This window comes from Acinetobacter sp. YH16032, from assembly GCF_013417345.1.
Taxonomy (GTDB): Bacteria; Pseudomonadota; Gammaproteobacteria; order Pseudomonadales; family Moraxellaceae; genus Acinetobacter.
In genome coordinates, this window is record NZ_VPEE01000080.1 from 1 (window position 1) to 3,733 (window position 3,733).

Annotated in this window: 3 protein-coding genes; all 3 read left to right on the forward strand. The window is 36.7% G+C overall.

From position 1 onward, the window contains the following. The first annotated feature begins 299 nt into the window (after positions 1-299). The 3 genes from FTV32_RS16005 to FTV32_RS16015 all read left to right on the forward strand — a co-directional run bounded on the left by FTV32_RS16005 (position 300) and on the right by FTV32_RS16015 (position 3,637). Positions 300-1,550, forward strand: coding sequence for an esterase-like activity of phytase family protein (locus FTV32_RS16005; RefSeq protein ID WP_180029092.1), 1,251 nt, complete (start codon positions 300-302; stop codon positions 1,548-1,550). A gap of 372 nt (positions 1,551-1,922) precedes the next feature. Then, complete coding sequence (locus FTV32_RS16010; protein ID WP_180029093.1) at positions 1,923-3,272, forward strand: aromatic acid/H+ symport family MFS transporter; 1,350 nt, start codon at positions 1,923-1,925, stop codon at positions 3,270-3,272. Positions 3,273-3,382: 110 nt separating this feature from the next. Continuing rightward, a complete protein-coding gene (locus FTV32_RS16015; RefSeq protein ID WP_180029094.1) occupies positions 3,383-3,637 on the forward strand; it encodes a hypothetical protein in 255 nt (84 codons plus the stop codon). Positions 3,638-3,733 lie beyond the last annotated feature (96 nt).

Sequence of the window (3,733 nt, forward strand, 5' to 3'; positions counted from 1 at the left end):
AGAAGTGAAACCTCTTAGCGCTGATGGTAGTGTGGGGTTACCCATGTGAGAGTAAGTCATCGCCAGCTCATTATTCTAAACACCCCCTTCAATACAAGGGGGTGTTTTTTTATATATATAAATTGAAATAAAGAATTAAATATAAAGGGAAATGTATCTTAGAACTCACTGATAAAGATTTTTATATAGTGAGGAACTAATAATAAAAGCCTTCATCAAATCTTCATTGATCTGTCAGAGGAATGACACCATCATGCCGTTTAATCATGAGTCCTTACTTAAGTGATACATATGGATTTATGAAGAAGACACTTTTAAGCACAGTACTATTGTCATTTTTAGCCCTTAGCGGTTGTAATGATTCTGATGATAAGATCACCTCAGATCAACAAAATCAGATAAAGGAACCTACACTTGTTTCATTTGCAAAGCTTGATGTGGCTACCTATGCCGATGGACCAGATTCAGGACTTTATGTTAAAGGTGCAAATGGTATTTATCCGCCATTTAAAGGTCAGCCAGTTCAAGGATTTTCTGGGGCATTAAAAAATGCTGATGGAACGTATCTTGTAATGTCTGATAATGGATTTGGGGCACAAGATAACTCAGCAGACTATCTATTACGTCTTTATAATATTTCAGTAGATTTTAGAACTGCTAAGACCAACTCAAATAACGTTAAAGTACTGTCTCATATACAGCTTCGTGATCCGAATAAGTTAGTACCATTCAAAATTGTCAATGAGAGTACGCCAGAACGCCTTTTAACAGGTGCTGATTTTGATCCGGAATCTATACAGCGTGATAAAAATGGTGATATTTGGATCGGAGATGAATTCGGTCCATTTTTACTGCATTTTAGTGCTGATGGTGTCTTAAAGAGTGCTCCGATTGCATTGCCTCATCCTGAAAAAGAAGGAGAGGAGCTTCGATCTCCACAAAATCAACTTCATCAAAGTGCGGCTGAAATAGAAAATGCGCTCGTGCAAAGAAGTGGTGGATTTGAAGGCATGGCTATTTCTCCAGATGGTCAATATTTATATCCAATGCTGGAAAAACCATTAAGCAAGAATGCGCAAAGACATTTATTAATTTCAAAATTTGATATTGCTAAAAAAGCATATACAAATGACCATTACTATTTTGAGCTCGACCCTAAAGCAACAGCAATTGGTGATTTCCAGTTATTTACTCAAAATGAAGGTATTGTAATTGAGCGTGATGATACTGAAAATAATATTGGTGGTTTTAAGAAATTAGTTCGAATACAACTGAATGAACCGAAGCAGTTGGTTAATAAGACGGACTTGGTCAATTTAATGGATATTGCGAATCCAAATTTATTATATGGTACGCCACGAGAGGGCGATATTATGACGGGTGATCGTTTTGGTTTCCCATTCTTTACCATTGAAGATATTGTGATTGAAGGACCTGATTTAATCACAGTGTTGAATGACAATAATTTTCCAGGTTCAAGTGGGCGTAATGCAAAACTTGCTGATGATAATGAAATTATTCAGATTAAATTAGACAAAAAGTTATATTAATTGTTCAAGGCCTCATAGATTTTGATCTATGGGGTTTTTTATTAAATTAAGTGAAAAATATAATAATGAAATAAGTACTTTAATAAATTCGTATTTGAGCGAGATATCATCATTACTTACCAATAAAATGATGGAAACACTGATTTTCATAAGTCAAACTAACTTTGGTCTAATGCGATATTTAGATAAAAAGCCTAATTTTGATTGGATTTTAGACTAACGTTCAATTTTTATTAACACAGAATTATGTGAAATTTACCTCACAGACTTTAAGCACACGATTTTGATGCGTCGCTCACAACAATTAAATTCAAAGTTGGTTGGATCGTGCTTAAAGATTATTGAAATACGATCTCTCACAGGAGGTGAGGAATGTCACAGCAAGCAATGAACGTCAATAAAATTATTGACCATGCTAAATTCACACCATTTCACTTCAATGTTGTCGCTTGGTGTTTACTCATTATCCTGTTTGATGGTTATGACTTAGCAATTAATGGCGTAGTTTTACCATTATTGATGGATGAATGGGGTTTAAGTGCTGTTCAAGCAGGCATGCTCGCAAGTACTGCACTTGCAGGGATGATGTTTGGCGCAATGATTTTTGGTTCTTTAGCAGATAAGATTGGCCGTAAAAAAGTCATTATGATCTGTATTATTTTATTCAGTGGATTAACCTTTGCGGGTGGTTTTGCATCCAATCCAACTGAGTTCGGTATTTTGCGTTTCTTGGCAGGTTTAGGGATTGGTGGTGTTATGCCAAACCTTGTGGCTTTGACCTCAGAATATGCACCTCAAAAAATGCGTAGCACCTTGGTAACTACTATGTTTAGTGGTTATGCGGTAGGTGGTGTGATGGCTGCATTATTAGGTTCATGGTTTACACCAAGTTTTGGTTGGGAAATCATGTTCTTTATCGCAGGTATTCCATTACTTTTACTTCCAATTATTTGGAAATTCTTACCTGAGTCTTTAACTTTCATCGTAAAAGAAAATCGTCAGGAAGAAGCTCGTCAAATCGTGGCGAAGATTGAACCTAAAGTAAAAGTTGAGAAAGATACAACTTTCGAGCTGGATCAAGTAGATGAGCCTGAATCGGCAACTGTTGTCAGCTTGTTCCGTCGTGGTCGCGCTGTAAATACATTGTTGTTCTGGGTTGCATTCTTTACATGCTTATTAACCATGTACGCTCTCAGCAGCTGGTTACCGAAATTGATGATGGCTGCGGGCTACTCAATGGATAATAGCTTAATGTTCATGATGGTCATGAATGTTGGTGCGGTAGTGGGGATCGTTGGCGGTGGTATCTTGGCAGACCGTTACCATTTAAAACCAGTATTGATGTTCTTAGGTTTAATGGGTGCGATTGTGATGAGCTTAATGGGCTTCCAGTCGAATATGCTGTTACTTTACATCTTGGTGTTCTTGGCAGGTGCTGCATCGATTGGTTCACAGATGTTGTTATATAGCTACGTAGCTCAGTACTATCCATTGGCAGTTCGTTCAACAGGGATTGGCTGGTCATCTGCGATTGGTCGTATGGGAGCAATTGTAGGTCCGATCTTGATTGGTGGCTTACTAGGGATGAACTTACCAGCGCATTTTAACTTTATGGCAGTAGGTTTACCTGTGTTGATTACCGCAATTGCAGTGGCTCTGATTATGAATGAAAGTGAATCTGAAAAGATTAATGCGAGTAAGCCAGTTGTAGCTAAAGCATAAGTCTTAGTTTTAAAAAAATAAAAGCCTCCGAAAGGGGGCTTTTTATTATAGAATTATTTTTTAGATTATTATTTATACTAATTATTGTAAAAATGTATTAAAGGAAAAATATGGATTGGTACACACATGAAAAATTTGAGAAAAGTTTATTAAGTATAAAATTTACAGGGGATGATTTAGATCAGCATGGAGTGAGTATTTACGATTTAGCTGAATGCTTGTTAGCGATACAAAGAATTATTCACAAAGCATATCTAGCACAAGAGAATCGATTGTACAAAGGTTCTTATCCAAAAAAAGAAATAAGAGAAAAATTAGCTTTACAGTTAGGCTCGGCTTTGTTGCATAAAGGTTTGAAAGGCTGAGCTCCCTTAAGCTACTCAAATTTAAGAGACAACTTGGGTATGAGGACGACCTAATTCTGTGAATTTATTCAAGACTGCCATGCGTGCATGGATCTC

Coding starts and splice junctions, on each gene's coding strand:
- FTV32_RS16010 (WP_180029093.1), top strand. CDS start 1,923: ATGTCACAGCAAGCAATGAACGTCAATAAAATTATTGACCATGCTAAA.
- FTV32_RS16015 (WP_180029094.1), top strand. CDS start 3,383: ATGGATTGGTACACACATGAAAAATTTGAGAAAAGTTTATTAAGTATA.
- FTV32_RS16005 (WP_180029092.1), top strand. CDS start 300: ATGAAGAAGACACTTTTAAGCACAGTACTATTGTCATTTTTAGCCCTT.